This window comes from Marinobacterium aestuariivivens (assembly GCF_042661465.1).
Lineage (GTDB): Bacteria > Pseudomonadota > Gammaproteobacteria > Pseudomonadales > Balneatricaceae > Marinobacterium_A > Marinobacterium_A aestuariivivens.
Map to the genome: position 1 here is coordinate 3,155,487 of NZ_JBHSWE010000001.1, position 17,322 is coordinate 3,172,808.

A 17,322-nucleotide genomic window follows, 5' to 3' on the forward strand; every position below is an offset into this window, starting at 1 on the left:
CCCGGTCAGCCGGCCATGGTCAGGCCGCCGGATACGCTGATCACCTGGCCGGTAATGAAATTGGCGTCGTCACTGGCGAGCATCGCGACGAGACCGGGGTAGTCCTCGGGCTGGGCGATGCGGCCCAGCGGAATGGCGCGGCGGAAGGCCTCGACAAGCTTGTCGGGGTTGCTGGAAGTGGACGCCACGTCCTTGAGCAGGGCAGTATCGGTCGGTCCCGGGCAGACCACGTTGAGGTTGATGCCCTTGCCCGCGAGTTCGCGCGCCAGCGTCTTCGTCAGGCCCACCAGACCCGCCTTGCAGGCGGCGTAGACCGCCTCACCGGACGAGCCGACGCGGGCGGCGTCGGAGGCGATATTGATGACCTTGCCGCCGCCGGCCTCGATCATCAGCGGCAGTGCCGTATGGTGCATGTTCAGCGCGCCGGTCAGGTTTACCGCGATCAGCTGATCCCACATTCCCGGCTCGGTTTTAAGGAATGGCATGAAACGGTCGAAGGCGGCATTGTTGACCAGCACCTGCGGCAGGCCGAGTTCCCGCGCGACCGCTTCGACGGTCGCGGACACGGCGTCATAGTCGGTGATGTCGGCGGTGTAGGCGCGGGCACTTCCACCGTTCTCCTGAATCAGGTCGACGGTAGCCTGGGCCGCGGCCGGGTCGCGGTCGAGCACCGCGACCTTGCAACCCTCTTCGGCGAAACGGCGGCAGATGGCACTGCCGATGCCGCCGCCGCCGCCGGTGACGATGACCACTTTGTTTTCCAGTCCTTTCATTCTCAGTTACCTCGTGCTTCAGGTGTTTTTTCAAGAGTGTTCGCGGGGGTGGCTGCGCCTGGCCGGGGCCAGGCACAGCCGGCTGGCCTGCTCGCGCAGCTTGAATTTCTGGATCTTGCCGGACGGGGTCTGTGGCATGGACGTCAGGACCTCGACGTACTCCGGCAGGTAGGTTTTGCTGATCTGCTGTTCAAGCAGATAGTCGACCACCTCATTCAGCGTCAGGGTCTCGTAGTCCGGATGCAGGGTGATATAGGCACAGAGCCGCTCGCCCAGCCGGTCGTCCGGGCAGCCGACCAGCGCCACCGAGGCGATCGCCGGGTGTTTGTAGAGCAGGTTTTCGACTTCGATCACCGGAATGTTTTCGCCGCCGCGCACGATCACGTCCTTGCTGCGGCCGGTGATGCGGATATAGCCGCGGCCGTCGATGCGGGCCAGATCGCCGGTCGGGAACCAGCCGTCGGCGTCGACATTGTAGAGTTCGGGGCGTTTGAGGTAGCCGATGAAGAGGCTGGCGCCGCGCACCATCAGCTGGCCCTCCATCCCCGCCGGCAAGGGCCTGCCGTCGGGATCCACCACCCGCACCTCCATCCAGGGCAGGGGCGTACCGTCGCTGTGGCTGGCGACCGAGGCGTCGTCCTCGGGCCGGGTCATGGTCACGGCGCCGTTTTCGGTCATGCCCCAGGCCGAGATGATGCGGGTCTTCATGACAGCAGCGGCCTTCTCGACCAGGGCGCCCGGAATCGGCGCACCGGCGGCGACGAAGATTTTCAGCGAGTCCAGCGCGCCGGGGTGGCGGTCGGCGGCCTCGACCAGGTCGGCGAGGAAGGGCGTCGAGGCCATGGTGAAGGCGGGCTGCTCGGCGGCGATCACCTTCAGCGCGAAGTCGACGTTCCAGATGTCCTGCAGCACCGCCGTGGTCTGCAGATAGATCGGCATCATCAGACCGTAAAGGAAGCCGGTCTGGTGGGCCATCGGCGAGGCCATCAGCACCCGGTCATCGGCGCTCAGGTGCAGCCGTTCGCTGTAGGGGCGAGCGTTGGCGAAGAGAGTGTTTGAGCTGTGCAGCACGCCCTTGGGCTCGCCGGTGGTGCCGGAGGTGTACAGCAGCTGCACCGGATCATCGCCACCGAGGCGGCGTTCGGCGAACAGCTTGTCAACATCAGTCTGCGCTTCCCAGGACGTTTCCAGCAGCCGCTGCTCGAAGCTGCACTCACCCTTGCCCCCGATCACCAGCACCTCGGCGAGATCCGGCAGGTCGGTGCGCAGTCCCGCGATCATCGCCGCGTAATCGAAGCCGCGAAAAAGCTGTGGAATCACCAGTACGCGGCTTTCGGCATGGCGCAGCATGAAACGCAGCTCGCGCTCGCGGAAGATCGGCATCAGCGGATTGAGGATGGCGCCGATGCGCACGCAGGCCAGGTGCAGTGCGGTGATCTGCCAGCCGTTCGGCAGCTGGCAGGACACCACCTCGCCCTTTTGCACACCCATCGCCGCCAGGCCCGCGGCGATGCGGGTCGCGATCCGGTCGAGCTCCCGGTAGCTCAGGGCGGTGCGCTCGTCCTGTTCCACTCGGTAGCTGACGATGGCCGTCCTGTCGGGCACAGAGGTCAGGGCCTGATCGAGATAATGTGTAATTGTATTGTCATTCCATGCGCCTGATTCAATCATGCGGCTGCGACGCTCATGGAAGGGGTGGGTCGTAGTGTTCATGATCTATCCCGGTTATATATGTTGTTTTTGTAGATCGGTGGTAATGCCTGATAACGAGTTAGACGATACGCCCTGACAAAATAATATGTCAATATATTGTCTTTAAATTTTATTGTGGCTAGACTGGCTTCAGGTTTCGGGCGCGGTGGCCGATTCGTAGCCGCCGCCAAACAACAAGACAGGAGGCGACATGGCTTATCGCACTATCCGGGTGGAAAGGCTGGACGGCGTCGGACTGATCCGACTCGACCGGCCCGAGGTGCATAACGCCCTCAATGGCGAACTGATGCGTGAGCTCGGCGAGGCGCTGTGCACGCTGGAGGCTGCGACGGCAATACGTGCGATGGTGATCACCGGCAACGAGCGTGCTTTCGCCGCCGGCGCCGATATCGCCGAGATCGCCGCCAAGGACTTCGCCGATCTCTACCTCGAGAACTTCGTCACCACCGACTGGGAGGAAGTGACCCGTTGCCGCAAGCCGGTGATCGCGGCGGTGGCGGGGCTGGCGCTCGGCGGCGGTTGCGAGCTGGCGATGATGTGCGACTTCATTATTGCCGCCGACAACGCCCGCTTCGGTCAACCCGAGGTGAAGGTCGGCACCCTGCCGGGTGCCGGCGGCACCCAGCGCCTGGCCCGTGCCGTCGGCAAGGCCAAGGCGATGGATCTGTGTCTGACCGGGCGCCTGATGGACGCCGAGGAAGCGGAACGCAGCGGCCTGGTCAGTCGGGTGGTGCCGGCGGTGGCGTTGCTCGACGAGGCCCTGGCCGCCGCACGACAGATCGCAGCGCATTCCGGCATGGCGGTACGGCTCAACAAGGCGGCGGTCGACCGTGCCTTTGAAACGCCGCTGGCCGAGGGCGTGCTGTTCGAGCGGCATCTGCTCTATGCCAGTTTTTCCAGTGCCGACCAGAAGGAAGGCATGCGTGCCTTTCTCGAAAAACGCGAACCCCACTGGCAGGACCGCTGAGTCGGCGACGGGCCGCAGCAAGAATTACGAGCGACAGGAGGTACCGATGTCCGATCTGGTTGCCACTACTCTTATCGACGATATCTGCGTGATCCGGGTCGACAACCCGCCTGTAAACGCCCTGAGCCAGGCCTTGCGTGCCGCTCTGTTAAACGCCTTTTCAGCTGCCGATGCTGATCCAGATGTTCGCGCGGTGGTGTTGCTGTGTGAGGGGCGCACCTTCATCGCCGGCGCCGATATCCGCGAGTTCGGCAAGCCGCCGCAGCCGCCGCTGTTGCCTGACCTGGTGAACCGGGTCGAGGCATCGACCAAGCCGTCGGTGGCGGTGATCCACGGCTCGGCGCTCGGCGGCGGCCTCGAGCTGGCACTGGGCTGTCATTATCGCATCGCGCGTCCCGATGCCCGACTCGGCTTGCCGGAGGTGCGGCTCGGACTGCTGCCGGGGGCTGGCGGCACGCAACGCCTGCCGCGCCTGGTGGGCGTGCCGGTGGCGCTGGACATGATCGTCAGCGGGGAGGCGCTGGATGCGCCCCAAGCCTGTCGTACAGGGCTCGTCGACTCGCTGTTCGATGGCGACCCGCAAGTGGCCGGACTGGCGTTTGCCTGGGAACTGCTGGCACAGGGCCAGGGCCGCGACGCAGCGGCGAGCAGCGGGCGCAGCTCGAGACCGGCGTCGATGTTCGGGCGCTGCTGGCTGCCCGGCGGCACGAGGTCGACCGGCGGATGCCGGGGCTGTTTTCGCCGCAGCGCGTGATCGACGCGATCGAGGCGGCGGTGCAGTTGCCGCTGCGAGACGGGCTGCGCCTTGAACGCGAACTGTTCCTGCAGTGCATGGCGTCACCCCAGCGGGCGGCGCTGGTACACCGTTTCCAGGTCGAGCGGCGCTTTGCCCGTCGGCTCAAGGAGCAGCGCCAGGACCCGAGTCGAGAGGTCGGCGCACGCTTGACCGGACGCTATCGCGAGACGATAGCGCAGCTGCTCGATGAAGGAGCCGACGAAGCCGGCCTTGATGCTGCCCTGCGTGCCTTTGGCATGGCAGAGGGACCTTTGCGTCCCGCTGTTGTCACGGCGACTGCCGACGAGGCCGACGCTGTCGAGTCGGAACGGCTGATCGAACGTCCGTTGCTGGCGTTGGTCGACGAGGGCGCGCGCCTTCTGGGCGAGGGCCTGGTGCAGGACGCCGGCGATATCGATCACATCCTGATTCGCGACTGCGGCTTCCCGCCCCAGCGCGGTGGCCCGATGTTCTACGCTGACACCCTTGGCCTGTCACGGGTGCTCGAACGGATGCGCCACTGGCAGGAACGTTTGGGCGCCGCCTGGACCCCGGCGTCGCTGCTGCAGCAACTGGCCGCCGCGGGCCGCACCTTTGCCGATCTGAACGGCAACCCCCGATAGAGGAGTGCTTATGAATATCCGATACAGCGCCGATGAACTGGCGTTTCGAGACGAGGTCCGGGCCTTTCTGCGCGAGGCGTTGCCGGCCGATATCGCCGACAGCGTGCGTCTGGGCCGACGCCTGCGAAAAGAGGACCACCAGCGCTGGCAGCGCATACTGGCCAAAAAGGGCTGGTACGCCGCCAACTGGCCCATCGAGCACGGCGGCACCGGCTGGAGCCTGGTGCAGAAGCACATCTTCGAGGAGGCGTGCGCGGCCTTCGGCGCGCCACGGCTGATCTCCTTCGGCGTCAATATGGTGGCGCCGGTGATCATCAAGTTCGGCACCGAGCAGCAGAAAGCGCATTACCTGCCGCGGATTCTGTCAGGCGAGGACTGGTGGTGTCAGGGCTATTCGGAGCCCGGCGCGGGGTCCGACCTGGCGTCGCTGAAAACCCGGGCGGTGCGCGACGGCGACCACTATGTCGTCAACGGTCAGAAGACCTGGACCACCCTGGGACAGTACGCCAACCGCATTTTCTGCCTGGTGCGCACCAGCTCCGAGGCGCGACCGCAGCAGGGTATTTCCTTCCTGCTGATCGACATGGACAGCCCGGGTATCAGCGTGCGGCCCATCATCACTCTCGACGGCGAACACGAGGTCAACGAGGTGTTCTTCGACAACGTCCGGGTACCGGTCGCAAACCTCGTCGGCGAGGAGAACCGCGGCTGGACCTGCGCCAAGTACCTGCTGACCCACGAGCGTACCGGCCAGGCCGGTATCGGTTTTTCCAAGGCCGCGCTGGCGCACCTCAAGCAGATCGCCGCGCGCGAGACCCGCGACGGCCGGCCGCTGATCGAGAATCCGCGGCTGCGGACCCGCATCGCCGAGGTCGAGATGCGCCTGCTGGCGGTGGAGGTGAGCACGCTGCGGATCCTCGCGGCGACCCGTGACGGCGGTGTGCCCGGAGCGGAAAGCTCGATCCTGAAGATCCAGGGCTCGGAGATCCGCCAGGCGATCAGCGACCTGACGCGCCGGGTGCTCGGTCCCCAGGCGTTGCCGTTCGTCGAGGCGGAGCTCGAAGCGGGCTTCGACGGCCAGCCCCGCCACGCCGACTACAGCGCCGCGCCGGCAAGCCAGTATTTCAATCTGCGCAAGCTGTCGATCTACGGCGGTTCCAACGAAATCCAGAAGAACATCGTCGCCAAGACGATGCTCGAGCTGTAACGGGAGGCCGGATCGATGGACTTCAATCTGAACGAAGAGCAGCAGATGCTGCAGGACACCCTGGCCCGGCTGGTCCGGGAGCAATACGACTTTGAAAGGCGCGAGCGGTTGCTGCAGGCGAACGACGGCAGCGAGGCCTTCTGGCAGCAGTTGGCGGAACTGGGGCTGACCGCGGTGCCCTTCGCCGAGGAGTACGAGGGTTTCGGCGGCAGTGCCGTCGACAATCTGGTGATCATGACCGAATTGGGCCGTGGTCTCTGTCTGGAACCCTTCCTGCATTCGCAGATATTCGGCGGCGGCCTGCTGCAGCAACTGGCGACCGGACCCGCGCAGCAGGCGCTGTTGCCGCGGGTGGCCGCCGGCGAGCTGCGCCTGGCCGTGGCGCTGGAGGAGCCGCAGAGCCACTACCGCCTCAACGACGTCGCCTGCCGGGCCGAAGCGGTCGACGGCGGCTGGCGCCTGAGCGGGCGCAAGAGCGTGGTGATCGGCGGCGACAGCGCCGGCCGGATCCTGGTTTCGGCCAGAACCTCCGGCGAACAGCGCGACGCGGCGGGGATCAGCCTTTTTCTGCTTGATCCCGCTACCGAAGGCATCAGCCGCACGGGCTACCCCTGCATCGACGGGCCGCGTGCCTGCGACCTGGTGCTGGACCAGGTCCGGGTGCCTGGTGATGCGCTGCTGGGCGGGGTCGGGGAAGCGCTGCCGGCGTTGCGCTATCAGCAGGGGCGGGCCATTGCCGCTCAGTGCGCCGAGGCGTTGGGGAGCCTCGAGGAGACGTTCGCGCTGACCCTTGACTACCTCAAGACACGCAAGCAGTTCGGCCGGCCGATCGGCGACTTCCAGGTGCTGCAGCATCGCATGGCTGATATGCGCAGCGAGCTGGAGCTGGCGCGCTCGATGGCGATCATGGCGGCCTGCGTCGCCGACGGGGCGGACAGCCCGGACCGCAGCCGACGTCTGGCGGCGGCACGCTTTATCGTCGCCCGGGCCTCGCAGTTCGTCGCCGAACAGGCGATCCAGCTGCACGGCGGCATCGGCATGACCTGGGAATACAGCCTGTCGCACCACGCCAAGCGGCTGGTGATGCTGAGCCACCAGTTCGGCGACGAGGATTATCACCTCGACGCCTACGCCGAGCTGCTGGACGTGGCCTACGCCGAGCTGCTGGACGTGGCCTGAGCCGGGAGGAGGCTGAGATGGAAATATTCAAACGCATCGGCGTGGTCGGCGCCGGCGCCATGGGGCGCGGCATCGTACAGCTGTTTGCGACCTGCGGCATCGAGGTGCGGCTGCACGACAGCCGCCCGGAGGCGATCGACGAGGCGCTGTTCCACAACCGCGCCTTGCTGGAGCGGGCGCATAAGAAGGGACGGCTCAGCGCCGAAACGCTGGCACGAGCGCTCGCCTGCATGACCGCGGCGGACGAACTGGACAGGCTTGCGGACTGCGACCTGGTGGTCGAGGCGATCGTCGAACAGCTCGACGCCAAGCAGGCGCTGCTGCGCGAGCTGGAAGCCCGGGTGGCGCCGGACGCGGTGTTGGCGACCAATACCTCGTCGCTGTCGGTCGCCGCCATTGCCTCGGTCTGCCGGCATCCCGAACGGGTCGCGGGCTTGCATTTCTTCAATCCGGTACCGCTGATGAAGATCGCCGAGGTGGTGCAGGCCGGGCGAACTGCGCCCGAGGTGGGCGAGCGGTTGGTGGCGCTGGTCGAGCGGGCCGGGCACTTCGCCGCCCGGGTGCCCGACTCGCCGGGATTTCTGGTCAACCACGCCGGCCGGGCCTATGGCCCCGAGGCGCTGCGCATCCTCGCCGAAGGCATCGCCACGCCGGCGCAGATCGACCGTATCATGCGCGACTGCCTCGGCTTCCCGATGGGCCCCTTCGAGCTGTTCGACCTGATGGGGCTGGACGTCTCCCACTCGGTGATGTGCTCGGTGCACGACCAGTTCTACCAGGATGCGCGCTACACGCCGTCGGCGCTGGTGCCGCCGCGCCTGGCCGCGGGTCTGCTCGGGCGCAAGAGCGGCGAAGGCTTCTACCGCTACACGGATGGCAAGCCGGTCCTGGACGAGAGCGCCGAGGTGGCGACCGTATCGCTCGAGCAGCCGTTCTGGCTCGACTGCGAGGATGCCGGTATGCGTGACAAGATCGCGGCGGTGCTGGCAGCCGCCGGGGCCGAGCTGGAGTCCGGCGACAGCCCCTCGACGCGTGCGATCTGCCTGGTAACGCCCTGGGCGAGGATACCAGCAGCCTGATCGCACGCAGGGGCCTGCCCGCCACACGTACCCTGGCGCTTGAGACCTTCGCCGGCTTCGAGCGGCGCCGTGTGCTGATGCGTCAGCCCGCGCTGGAGCCGACGGTACTGGCCCAGGCGCGCTGTGCGCTGACGGTGGATGGCGTACCGGTCGAGGTGATCGAGGATTCGCCGGGCTTCATCGCCCAGCGTATCGTTGCCGGCATCGTCAACCTGGGCTGCGAAATCGCCCAGCGCCGCATCGCCGAGCCCGCCACCCTGGACCGGGCGGTGGAGCTGGCGCTCGGCTACCCGCAGGGCCGCTGCGCCTGGGCGACCTTTTCGGGTCGGCGCGCATCGCGACCATCCTGCAGCAGTTGCACGACCTCTATCAGGAGCCACGTTACCGTATCAGCCCCTGGCTGCGCCGTCGTGTCCAGCTCGGCCTGCCATTGACCACCCCCGAGAACTGTCCACCTTCAAATAAGGAGGCCTTCGCATGAGCGCCTTTATCTACGACGGCCTGCGTTCGCCGTTCGGCCGCCACGGCGGCGCCCGGCGCCGGTGCGGCCCGACGACCTGCTGGCGACGCTGGTGCGCACGCTGGTGGCCCGCAACGCCTTTTCGGCCGAGGCGGTCGAAGATCTGATCGCCGGCTGCAGCAACCAGGCGGGGAGGACGCCCGCAACCTGGCCCGTCACGCCGCACTGTTGGCCGGCCTGCCGGTTGGCGTGGCCGGCGTCACGGTGAACCGGCTCTGTGGCTCGGGGCTCGCCGCGGTGCTCGGTGCCGCCCAGGCGCTCAAGGCCGGCGAGGGCGAGCTGTTCATTGCCGGCGGTGCCGAGAGCATGAGCCGCGCGCCCTTTGTGATGGCCAAGGCCGAGCGGGCCTATGATCGCGACGTGCGGATCTTCGACAGCACCATCGGCGCGCGTTTTCCCAATCCCCTGGTCGAGTCCGAGTACGGCGCCGATACCATGCCGCAGACCGCCGACAATGTAGCTCGCGAGTTGGGGATCGGCCGTGACGATGCGGACGCCTATGCCGCCCGCAGTCAGGCGCTGTACCAGGCGGCGCGGGAACGGGGCTTTTTCGACGACGAGATCCTGCCGGTCGAGGTATCGCAGGGGCGCCGTGCACCGGCTCTGAGCGTCGCGGCCGACGAGCATCCGCGGCCGCAGACGACGATGGACAGCCTGGCCAGACTGCGACCGCTGTTTGCCGACGGCGTGGTCACGGCCGGCAATGCCTCCGGCGTCAACGACGGTGCCGCCGCATTGCTGATCGGGTCGCAGAGGATCGGCGAACGTTATGACGTCCGCCCGCGGGCGCGAATTCTGGCCGGCGCCGTTGCTGGCGTCGAGCCGCGGCTGATGGGGCTTGGGCCGGTGCCCGCCATCGCCGGGTGCTGCAACGCACCGGGCTCGAACTGGTCGATATGGATGTGATCGAGATCAACGAGGCCTTCGCCGCCCAGGTGCTCGGCTGCACCCGGCAGCTCGGGCTGGCCGACGACGACAGCCGCCTGAATCCCAACGGCGGCGCCATCGCCATCGGCCATCCGCTCGGCGCCTCCGGCGCGCGGCTGGTGCTGACCGCGCTGCGGCAGCTCGAGCACAGCGGTGGGCGCTATGCCCTGGTCAGCCTCTGCATCGGGCTGGGGCAGGGAATCGCCTGCGTAATCGAAAGACAGTGAACAACAACAAAGACCTGGAGAGAGATCATGGCTGACAAGGCAAGCTTCAACTGGGAAGACCCGCTGCTGCTGGACCAGCAACTCAGCGACGAGGAACGCATGGTACGGCGCACGGCGCAGCAGTTCGCCGACGACAAGCTGGCGCCGCGGGTGCTGGAGGCGTTTCGTCACGAGCACACGGACCCGGCGATCTTCCGCGAGATGGGCGAAACCGGGCTGCTCGGCGCGGTGATTCCGACCGAGTATGGCGGCGCGGACCTCAACTACGTCTGCTACGGCCTGATCGCCCGCGAGGTCGAGCGCATCGACTCCGGCTACCGCTCGATGATGAGCGTGCAGTCGTCGCTGGTGATGGTGCCGATCTACGAGTTCGGCACCGAGGCGACGCGGCAGAAATACTTGCCGAAACTCGCCAGCGGCGAGTGGATCGGCTGCTTCGGCCTGACGGAACCGGATCACGGCTCGGATCCGGGCTCCATGGCGACCCGCGCACGCAAGGTCGAGGGCGGCTACCGCCTGACCGGCAGCAAGATGTGGATCACCAACAGCCCGATCGCCGACGTCTTCGTGGTCTGGGCCAAGGACGACGCCGGCGACATCCGCGGCTTCGTACTGGAGAAGGGCTGGGACGGCCTCACAGCGCCGGCGATTCACGGCAAGGTGGGCCTGCGCGCCTCGATCACCGGCGAGGTGGTGATGGACAACGTCTTCGTGCCGGAGGAAAACGCCTTTCCCGAGGTGCGCGGCCTCCAGGGCCCCTTCACCTGCCTCAACTCGGCTCGCTACGGCATCAGTTGGGGCGCACTCGGCGCAGCCGAGGACTGCTGGCATACCGCCCGCCAGTACACCCTCGACCGCAAGCAGTTCGGCCGCCCGCTGGCGCAAAACCAGCTGATCCAGAAGAAGCTCGCCGACATGCAGACCGAGATCTGCCTGGCGTTGCAGAGCTGCCTGCGCCTGGGCCGGATGAAGGACGAGGGCACCGCCGCAGTCGAGATCACCTCGATCATGAAGCGCAACAGCTGCGGCAAGGCGCTGGATATCGCCCGGATGGCACGGGACATGCTTGGCGGCAACGGCATCAGCGACGAATTCGGCGTCGCCCGCCACCTGGTCAACCTCGAAGTGGTCAACACCTACGAGGGCACCCACGACATTCACGCGCTGATCCTTGGCCGTGCGCAAACCGGGCTACAGGCGTTTTTCTGATCCGGATGACGGCGGGGGCGATTAGAAATGCACCGGTCACCCCCGACCTTTAGTTACCTGACTTTCTCAAAAGTAGCGTGCCGTACCAGCGGCCGGATTGTGCCGGCTAGTGTCACTCTGATTCCTACGCTTTCGCCCCTCCAACCATGACGCCAGCGGGAAATGGAAACTGGGGACTACCACTTCTAACAGTCAACGCACGGCCAAAAACGGTCATCTAATCGAGTGGTCGACCAACTGGCGGCATGGAACAGTGAAGTAGCTGAATCAACAGGCAAGTTCGTGAGCCAGTGAGCTGATCGTGCATTGGGAGGACTCCTGTAGGTCCTGGTTGGCTGGAGTCTCCGTTTGACGTGACCTGGCGGCGCTGTTCGTATTCGTACGGAACAGCTGCAGCCAGTCGCTTGGCCGGGTCGGGGTTGCGCCGGCCACAGTCGCAATCGGCGATAGCCGATGTTCGGTCCCGTTGGCTCCTTGCAGTCAAAGCGACAGGATTTGGAATTGTTGCCATGGGCGAAACCGCCGCCGCCGAGGCGCTGATGACGGCCGTCGAAAAGGTCACCGTCAGCGGCGCGGGCACACCCGACATGGGTGGCAAGCTGAGCACCGCCGAGCTGGCAAAGGCGGTACAGGGCGCGCTCTGAGCCCGCGTTGGAAGGAACGACAAACGGGTCCGTCAGCCGGACCCATTTGCTTTGGCGGCTTTTCCGTTTTCGAAGGCCGTCGCCCCGGCTGAGGCAGAGCCGGCCAGCTGGTCGATCAGCCGGGCGTAGGTCTGCCTCAGGGCTGCCCAGCTGAACCGGTCGACTGCCGGGGCGCTGACGCCCTGGTCGCGTAACCGGCTGGCGTGCCGAATCAGGGTGTCGGCGGCAGCGCAGGCCTCCTGCCTGATATCGGCAGCGCAATCCCGGTACAGGTACTGCTCATCGAACAGTTCCGGATAGACCTGCCGGTCCGGCAATACCGGAATGCAGCCGGCTGCGACTGCCTCCAGTACCGCCAGTCCCTGGAACTCGTGGGTGGCGGTGGACAGTACGATATCGCCGCCGCGCAGCCAGGCGCGGTATTCCGCCCGGGTGGCGGCATAACCGAACTGGTCCAGCCGATGGCGGAATTCGGTGGCAATGGCGTCGAACTCCGCGGGTGAGTGGCGAAAGCGCTCGCCGAGGAGCGCCAGGCGGTAATCCAGCCCTCGCCGTTCCAGTTCCCGCAGGATGGCCTGCAGCCGGTCCGGCCCCTTGTCGAACTCCCAGCGGGCTGCCCAGACGATCCGGACCGGGCCGGCCCTGTTGGCACCATGCCAAGGATGTTGCGGGGCGATGCCCGCCGGCGCCTGGAAATGCTCGTCGGCCAGCGGCACCGGCACGACCAGGGCGCGCTCGGCGAGGCGTTCCGGCAGCCCGGGCGGTACCTGGTCGGGCAGTTTCTTCAGCAACCGGCGGGCACCTTCGATCAGACTGTCGCGATTGAAGGCGCTGTTGAAAAGGATCCGGTCGGCACACAGCGCGGTGTAGAGGTTGAGGATCTGCGGCTCCACGCTGCTTTTCTCACGCCCGGAGCTCGGGTAGGCGAACTGGTTTTCATGGAAATACACCAGCGTCGGTGTGCTGGTCAGGCTCGGTACCAGTCCGCGCAGCGCGGACAGGTCGGTCATCGAGGTGGCGATCACCAGGTCGTAGCGGCGCGACAGGGTATCCCGTTCGCCGAAGGCCCAGCTCAGGCTGTTGCCGCGCACCCGCCAGGCGAAATAGCGGGCCGGCAGGGTCAGTACCGTCCAGTCGAATTCCGGAAACCGGGCAGTCAGGCCGCGGCGCCAGTGTCGATGGCTGGCGGCGTCATAGGCGGACAACAACAATATGCGCAAGGGTGATATCCGGTCGGTTGGGGCGGCCGCTATTGTAGCAGCAAATGCCCGGGCGCTCCGGTTGAACCCCTGGTCGAAAAAAGGCGGGCTTGCGCCCGCCAAGCAGTGCCCCGGTGGGAGTCGGGGTACTCTCAGAGACGGATGATGGCGAAGCCGTTGCCGCCGAGCTGCAGGGCGCCGTTGTCGAGGACGGCGGACTCACCCAGAACGATGGATCCTCCGGCGCATTCGACAGCCTGCCGTTCCGGCGAGAGGTTGAAGACGCAGAGGAACTCGTCACCGCGCACGAACGACAGGATCGGCTCCCCGGTGTCGTTGAAAACGGTGTCGCCGGTACGAAGGCTTTCGTGTTCGCGGCGCAGGCGCAGCATGCGGCGGTAGAACTCCAGCACCGAGTCCCCGACGCCGCGCTGGGTGTCGACGCTGCGCGCGCTCTGGGGTTCCTTCACCGGCAGCCAGGGCTTGACCTCGCTGAAGCCGGCGTTCGCGGCGAGTCGTTCCCAGACCATCGGCGTGCGGCAGCCGTCGCGCCCCTTGTCCTCGGGCCAGAAGGTCAGGCCCTGGGGGTCGGTCAGCTCGGTGTATTCGAGTTCGGTTTCGGTCTGACCCAGTTCCTCGCCCTGGTAGAGGCAGATCGAGCCCTGCTGGCACAGCAGCAATGCGCAGGCCTGCTTGGCCAGGGCATCCTGGTCGACGGCATGGGGCAGCCAGCGGCTGACGTGGCGCACCACGTCGTGGTTCGAGAAAGCCCAGCAGGGCCAGCCGTTCGGCGCTCCCTTGAAGAATTCCTCTATCTGGCGGCGGAAGTGGCCGGCCGAATAGTTGAAGCCGAGCATCTCGAACGAATAGGCCATGTGCAGGCGGTTGCCGGTGGTGTATTCGCCCATGATCTCGACCGGGTGGTGCGACTCGCCGACCTCGCCGACCAGGGTGCGGGCGTCGAATTCATCGAGCAGCGCGCGCATCTTCCCGAGAAAGGCCAGGTTCTCCGGCTGGTTCTTCGAGAACAGGTGGTACTGCATGTTGTAGGGGTTCCACTCGGGCTTCTGCTTTTTGCGGAAATCCGGCGGATCGCTGCGCAGCAGCGCATCGTGGAAGTAGAAGTTCACCGTATCGAGGCGGAAACCGTCGACACCGCGCTCGAGCCAGAAGCGCATGGTGCCGAGCAGCCATTCCTGCACCGCCGGGTTGTGGAAATTGAAGTCCGGCTGCTCCTTGAGGAAGTTGTGCAGGTAGTACTGGTGGCGGCGCGGCTCCCACTGCCGGCGCAGCCGCCGAAGATCGCCTGCCAGTTGTTCGGCGGGCTGCCGTCCGGCTGCGGATCGGCCCAGACGTACCAGTCGGCTTTCGGGTTGTCGCGGGACATGCGGCTTTCCTGAAAGAACGGATGGCGGTCGCTGGAGTGGGACAGCACCTGGTCGATGATCACCTTGAGGCCCAGTTCGTGGGCGCGGGCGACCATGGCATCGAAGTCATCAAGGGTGCCGAAGCTCGGATCGATATCGGTGTAGTCGCTGACGTCGTAGCCCATGTCGGCCATCGGCGAGGTGAAGATCGGCGACAGCCAGATGGCGTCGACGCCCAGGTCGGCGATATGGGGCAGGCGTTCGGTGATACCGGCGAGGTCGCCGATGCCGTCGTTATTGCTGTCCTGGTAGGAGCGCGGATAGATCTGGTAGGTGACCGAGCCTTTCCACCAGTCGGGGTTTGCGGTTGCCATAAACAGGCCTCCAAAGTCCTAGGGTTGCTGAAAGCGAGCAAAGTCGGGCCGCGGGAGCGGCCAGAGCGGCTCCCGGGCGGGTATTACGGGTTTCGGTTGCCAGCGGGTGTCAGCGCTCGAGCGGGCACCAGCGGTTGTCGTTGTCCTGCGAATCCAGGCAGGCCTCGATAAAGGCCAGGTCTGCGACGGCGTCGGAGACGTCGGTGAAGTCGCCAGAGGCAGACGTCAGACCGCGGCGGATCTCGCCGTAGAGATTGGCGAAGGCCTCGAGGTAGCCTTCCGGATGACCGGCCGGAATCCGGCACAGGTGCTGCAGCGACGGCGGGAAACCGGCGCCGTTGCGGCTCAGGATCCGCGGCGCCTCGCCGTATTCGGCGAAGCGCAGCTGGTTCGGGTGCTCCTGTTCCCAGTCGAGGCTGGCCTTCTCGCCGATCAGGCGCAGGCGCAGGGCGTTTTCCGATCCGACCGCGACCTGGGACGCCCAGAGGGCGCCGCGGATGCCGTCACCGAAATCCAGCCGTGCCTGGACGTTGTCGTCGACCTGCCGGCCCGGCACGAAGGCGCTCAGCTCGGCACTGACGCGCCTGGCCGAGCGGCCGGTGACGAAGCGCGCCAGGTTGTAGGCGTGCACGCCGATATCGCCGAGACAGCCGGCCCGGCCCGCCTGTTGCGGATCGGTGCGCCAGCTCGCCTGCTTCTGGCCGTCCTGCTCGATATTGCGGGCCAGCCAGTCCTGGGCATATTCGACCTGCACCAGTCGCAGTTCGCCCAGCGCCCCTTCGGCGACCAGCTGGCGCGCCAGCCGGATCATCGCATTGGCGCTGTAGTTGTAGGTCACCGCCAGGGTTCGCCCCTGTCCGCGGGCCAGCGCCTCCAGTTCCCGCGCTTCGCTCAGTGTCGTCGTCAGCGGCTTGTCGCAGATAACGTCGATGCCGGCCTCGAGAAAGGCGCGAGTGGCGGCATAATGCAGGTGGTTCGGCGTGACGATCGAAACTGCACGGATGCCGTCGGGGCGTTCGGCCTCGCGGCGCGCCATCTCGGCGAAATCGCCGTAGACGCGATCCGGCGCCACGCCGAACAGTGCGCCGGACTCGCGGTTGCGCGTCCCGTCCGACGAGAAGCAGCCGGCCTCGAGGCGGTAGCCGCCATCGAGACGGGCGGCGAGGCGATGCACCTCGCCGATAAAGCCGCTGATGCCGCCGCCGACCATGCCCCAGGGGATTGTTTCGGTCATGTTCAATACCTGTTATTTATGGGTTACGCGTGACATCGAGTCCGTAATCGAAGGCACGGACGTAGGATGCCGGTGAGTGTGCGAACCGCACCGTTCGGCGCGTGGTGGTGCGGTGCGCTTCGCTTACCAGCACCCTACGGTTTCGCCAACTTACGGCCAACTTACCCAGCGCCTGCGTCAGTTCACTGGGGCCGGGTGCAGCCGCTCCACCGCATCGCCGTTGGCGTCGAACAGGTGGCAGCGCTGCGGCGGCAGGTAGACGCTCAGGCGGCTGCCGATCTCCGGCGACTGTTCGCCCTGCACCGCGACCACCAGGGGCTGTTCGCACAGTTCGGTGGAGAGATACAGCAGCGTCTCGTTGCCGAGGTGCTCGACCACGGCTATTTCACCGTCGACCGCCAGGGCTCCGGGTTGCGGGCTCAGCTCGATATGCTCCGGGCGGATACCCAGGGTGGCGGCGCCGCGATGCTGGAAGGGCACCTGGAAGAACTGACCGCCGTTGCCGCGATCGGGACTGACGTGATCGTCCTCTGCCTGGACATTGATGAAGTTCATCGTCGGCGACCCCATGAAGCCGGCGACGAAGGTATTGGCCGGGGTATTGTAAATATCCAGCGGCGAGCCGACCTGCATGATGCGGCCCTGGCTCAGCACCACGATCTTGTCGGCCATGGTCATCGCCTCGACCTGGTCGTGGGTGACGTAGATCGAGGTGGTCTTGAGTTTCTGGTGCAGTTTGCTGATCTCGATGCGCATCTGCACCCGCAGCGAGGCATCGAGGTTCGACAACGGCTCATCGAACAGGAACACATTGGGCTGGCGCACGATGGCGCGGCCGATGGCGACACGCTGGCGCTGGCCGCCCGACAGCTCCTTCGGCTTGCGCTCGAGCAGATGGTCGATCTGCAGGATACCGGCCACCTCGCGCACCTTCTGGTCGATGGTCTGGCCGGACTTCTTCTCCAGCGTGAGGCCGAACGCCATGTTGTCGTAGACGCTCATGTGCGGGTAGAGCGCGTATGACTGGAACACCATGCCGATGCCGCGCTCCTTCGGCGTCAGGTCGTTGACCCGCTTCTGGCCGAAATAGAGGTCGCCGCCGCTGATGTCCTCGAGGCCGGCGATCATCCGCAGCAGCGTGGACTTGCCGCAGCCGGACGGGCCGACGAAGACGACGAACTCGCCGTCACGGATGCTGAGGTCGACGCCCTTGACCGCGTGGAACTGGTTGAGGCCCTTGTAAACCTTGTCGATTTTCACGAATTCGATGCTGGACATAGTCTTGGTCTCTTATTGTTAACCTGG

The 17,322-nt window shown here is 66.1% G+C and carries 14 protein-coding genes and 3 pseudogenes; 10 read left to right on the forward strand and 7 right to left on the reverse strand.

Features of this window, described 5'->3' with window-relative positions:
* Positions 1-5: 5 nt before the first annotated feature.
* Positions 6-773: an SDR family NAD(P)-dependent oxidoreductase gene (locus ACFQDL_RS16435; protein WP_379909980.1), complete on the reverse strand. Its 768-nt coding sequence runs from the start codon at positions 771-773 to the stop codon at positions 6-8.
* A gap of 30 nt (positions 774-803) precedes the next feature.
* Complete coding sequence (locus ACFQDL_RS16440; RefSeq protein ID WP_379909981.1) at positions 804-2,486, reverse strand: AMP-binding protein; 1,683 nt, start codon at positions 2,484-2,486, stop codon at positions 804-806.
* A gap of 190 nt (positions 2,487-2,676) precedes the next feature.
* On the opposite strand from ACFQDL_RS16440, the gene ACFQDL_RS16445 reads away from it, so the two are divergent.
* The 10 genes and pseudogenes from ACFQDL_RS16445 to ACFQDL_RS16490 all read left to right on the forward strand — a co-directional run bounded on the left by ACFQDL_RS16445 (position 2,677) and on the right by ACFQDL_RS16490 (position 11,843).
* Positions 2,677-3,453 carry an enoyl-CoA hydratase-related protein gene (locus tag ACFQDL_RS16445; protein ID WP_379909982.1) on the forward strand — a complete coding sequence of 259 codons (777 nt, stop codon included), beginning with the start codon at positions 2,677-2,679 and terminating at the stop codon, positions 3,451-3,453.
* Positions 3,454-3,499: 46 nt separating this feature from the next.
* Positions 3,500-4,207: an enoyl-CoA hydratase-related protein gene (locus ACFQDL_RS16450; protein ID WP_379909983.1), complete on the forward strand. Its 708-nt coding sequence runs from the start codon at positions 3,500-3,502 to the stop codon at positions 4,205-4,207.
* A complete protein-coding gene (locus ACFQDL_RS16455) occupies positions 4,177-4,851 on the forward strand; it encodes a 3-hydroxyacyl-CoA dehydrogenase family protein (RefSeq protein ID WP_379909984.1) in 675 nt (224 codons plus the stop codon). The genes ACFQDL_RS16450 and ACFQDL_RS16455 overlap by 31 nt, the downstream gene beginning before the upstream one ends.
* Before the next feature lie 10 nt (positions 4,852-4,861).
* Positions 4,862-6,058: an acyl-CoA dehydrogenase family protein gene (locus ACFQDL_RS16460; protein WP_379909985.1), complete on the forward strand. Its 1,197-nt coding sequence runs from the start codon at positions 4,862-4,864 to the stop codon at positions 6,056-6,058.
* A gap of 15 nt (positions 6,059-6,073) precedes the next feature.
* On the forward strand, positions 6,074-7,237 hold the full coding sequence (locus tag ACFQDL_RS16465) for an acyl-CoA dehydrogenase family protein (protein WP_379909986.1): 1,164 nt from the start codon (positions 6,074-6,076) through the stop codon (positions 7,235-7,237).
* Between the two features lie 17 nt (positions 7,238-7,254).
* The gene (locus ACFQDL_RS16470) at positions 7,255-8,316 is read left to right on the forward strand and encodes a 3-hydroxyacyl-CoA dehydrogenase NAD-binding domain-containing protein (protein ID WP_379909987.1); all 1,062 of its coding nucleotides are present in this window, start codon (positions 7,255-7,257) and stop codon (positions 8,314-8,316) included.
* 77 nt (positions 8,317-8,393) lie between these two features.
* A pseudogene (locus ACFQDL_RS16475) lies at positions 8,394-8,797 on the forward strand (3-hydroxyacyl-CoA dehydrogenase family protein).
* Positions 8,794-9,990 (forward strand): annotated as a pseudogene (locus ACFQDL_RS16480) (3-oxoadipyl-CoA thiolase). Before ACFQDL_RS16475 ends, ACFQDL_RS16480 begins: the two co-directional pseudogenes overlap by 4 nt.
* Before the next feature lie 27 nt (positions 9,991-10,017).
* On the forward strand, positions 10,018-11,199 hold the full coding sequence (locus tag ACFQDL_RS16485) for an acyl-CoA dehydrogenase (RefSeq protein WP_379909988.1): 1,182 nt from the start codon (positions 10,018-10,020) through the stop codon (positions 11,197-11,199).
* 509 nt (positions 11,200-11,708) lie between these two features.
* Positions 11,709-11,843: a hypothetical protein gene (locus ACFQDL_RS16490; RefSeq protein ID WP_379909989.1), complete on the forward strand. Its 135-nt coding sequence runs from the start codon at positions 11,709-11,711 to the stop codon at positions 11,841-11,843.
* 32 nt (positions 11,844-11,875) lie between these two features.
* Here the strand turns inward: ACFQDL_RS16490 and ACFQDL_RS16495 are convergent, their stop codons facing one another.
* The 5 genes and pseudogenes from ACFQDL_RS16495 to ACFQDL_RS16510 form a co-directional block, all read right to left on the reverse strand.
* Positions 11,876-13,063 (reverse strand): tRNA-queuosine alpha-mannosyltransferase domain-containing protein, encoded by a 1,188-nt coding sequence (locus ACFQDL_RS16495; RefSeq protein WP_379909990.1) that lies wholly within the window; start codon positions 13,061-13,063, stop codon positions 11,876-11,878.
* 131 nt (positions 13,064-13,194) lie between these two features.
* Complete coding sequence (locus ACFQDL_RS16500) at positions 13,195-14,403, reverse strand: alpha-amylase family glycosyl hydrolase (RefSeq protein ID WP_465264017.1); 1,209 nt, start codon at positions 14,401-14,403, stop codon at positions 13,195-13,197.
* Positions 14,388-14,783: pseudogene (locus tag ACFQDL_RS32975) on the reverse strand (alpha-amylase family glycosyl hydrolase); the annotation flags it as partial. The pseudogene ACFQDL_RS32975 and the gene ACFQDL_RS16500, both read right to left, overlap by 16 nt.
* A 109-nt stretch (positions 14,784-14,892) precedes the next feature.
* Positions 14,893-16,017: a Gfo/Idh/MocA family protein gene (locus ACFQDL_RS16505; protein WP_379909991.1), complete on the reverse strand. Its 1,125-nt coding sequence runs from the start codon at positions 16,015-16,017 to the stop codon at positions 14,893-14,895.
* A 177-nt stretch (positions 16,018-16,194) separates the two neighbouring features.
* Positions 16,195-17,295 (reverse strand): ABC transporter ATP-binding protein, encoded by a 1,101-nt coding sequence (locus tag ACFQDL_RS16510; protein ID WP_379909992.1) that lies wholly within the window; start codon positions 17,293-17,295, stop codon positions 16,195-16,197.
* Between the last annotated feature and the right edge of the window lie 27 nt (positions 17,296-17,322).

Bases quoted from the DNA above. Each gene is read 5' to 3' on its own strand.
- ACFQDL_RS16435 (WP_379909980.1), bottom strand. From the start codon at position 773: ATGAAAGGACTGGAAAACAAAGTGGTCATCGTCACCGGCGGCGGCGGC.
- ACFQDL_RS16485 (WP_379909988.1), top strand. From the start codon at position 10,018: ATGGCTGACAAGGCAAGCTTCAACTGGGAAGACCCGCTGCTGCTGGAC.
- ACFQDL_RS16445 (WP_379909982.1), top strand. From the start codon at position 2,677: ATGGCTTATCGCACTATCCGGGTGGAAAGGCTGGACGGCGTCGGACTG.
- ACFQDL_RS16455 (WP_379909984.1), top strand. From the start codon at position 4,177: ATGCCGGGGCTGTTTTCGCCGCAGCGCGTGATCGACGCGATCGAGGCG.
- ACFQDL_RS16450 (WP_379909983.1), top strand. From the start codon at position 3,500: ATGTCCGATCTGGTTGCCACTACTCTTATCGACGATATCTGCGTGATC.
- ACFQDL_RS16510 (WP_379909992.1), bottom strand. From the start codon at position 17,295: ATGTCCAGCATCGAATTCGTGAAAATCGACAAGGTTTACAAGGGCCTC.
- ACFQDL_RS16490 (WP_379909989.1), top strand. From the start codon at position 11,709: ATGGGCGAAACCGCCGCCGCCGAGGCGCTGATGACGGCCGTCGAAAAG.
- ACFQDL_RS16460 (WP_379909985.1), top strand. From the start codon at position 4,862: ATGAATATCCGATACAGCGCCGATGAACTGGCGTTTCGAGACGAGGTC.
- ACFQDL_RS16440 (WP_379909981.1), bottom strand. From the start codon at position 2,486: ATGAACACTACGACCCACCCCTTCCATGAGCGTCGCAGCCGCATGATT.
- ACFQDL_RS16470 (WP_379909987.1), top strand. From the start codon at position 7,255: ATGGAAATATTCAAACGCATCGGCGTGGTCGGCGCCGGCGCCATGGGG.
- ACFQDL_RS16465 (WP_379909986.1), top strand. From the start codon at position 6,074: ATGGACTTCAATCTGAACGAAGAGCAGCAGATGCTGCAGGACACCCTG.
- ACFQDL_RS16505 (WP_379909991.1), bottom strand. From the start codon at position 16,017: ATGACCGAAACAATCCCCTGGGGCATGGTCGGCGGCGGCATCAGCGGC.